Source organism: Pasteurella sp. WM03, assembly GCF_004570945.1.
In the GTDB taxonomy this organism is placed as follows: domain Bacteria; phylum Pseudomonadota; class Gammaproteobacteria; order Enterobacterales; family Pasteurellaceae; genus Rodentibacter.
On record NZ_SPPO01000023.1, the window covers coordinates 1 to 728 of the forward strand.

Annotated in this window: 2 tRNA genes and 2 rRNA genes; all 4 read left to right on the forward strand. The window is 42.3% G+C overall.

Going from position 1 to position 728, the window contains the following annotated elements:
• Positions 1-73: ribosomal RNA gene (locus tag E4T92_RS10955) — 16S ribosomal RNA — on the forward strand; the annotation flags it as partial.
• 90 nt (positions 74-163) lie between these two features.
• Positions 164-240: transfer RNA gene (locus E4T92_RS10960), tRNA-Ile, on the forward strand.
• Positions 241-276: 36 nt separating this feature from the next.
• A tRNA-Ala gene (locus E4T92_RS10965) sits at positions 277-352 on the forward strand.
• Positions 353-627: 275 nt separating this feature from the next.
• Positions 628-728, forward strand: a 23S ribosomal RNA gene (locus E4T92_RS10970); the annotation flags it as partial.

Genomic DNA, 728 nt, shown 5'->3' on the forward strand with positions numbered 1-728 from the left:
GGTATGATTCATGACTGGGGTGAAGTCGTAACAAGGTAACCGTAGGGGAACCTGCGGTTGGATCACCTCCTTACCTAGATGAGCGATAGCAAGTGTTCACACAGATTGGCTGATGGTTGTAGACAAAGAAGTAGCAATAGAAATTGTAAAAGTTATTACCCTTGGGTCTGTAGCTCAGGTGGTTAGAGCGCACCCCTGATAAGGGTGAGGTCGGTGGTTCAAGTCCACTCAGACCCACCACTCTGAGAGTGAGTGAAACGAGGGTTAATGGTAATTGGGGATATAGCTCAGCTGGGAGAGCGCCTGCCTTGCACGCAGGAGGTCAGCGGTTCGATCCCGCTTATCTCCACCACTTATCATCGTTAAGTAAATTCAATGGAATCTAAAGGTGGCAAGACGATAAGAGTCTAAAAGTCTGTAGTTAAAAGTTTATTTAACGATGATAACTGAAAAGTTTATTCTTATTGTTCTTTAAAAAAACGGAAACAAGCTGAAAACTGAAGAGACTTTTAAGTCCTGAAAAGGATAGAAGAAAGTCTGAGTAAGAGAAAAATCTTGACTGAGAAAAGGCAGTCAAGTGTTTAGTTGATTTATCGGCTTTAAATGTAAAAACATTTGAGGTTGTATAGTTAAGTGACTAAGCGTACAAGGTGGATGCCTTGGCAATCAGAGGCGAAGAAGGACGTGCTAATCTGCGAAAAGCTTGGATGAGTTGATAAGAAGCGTTT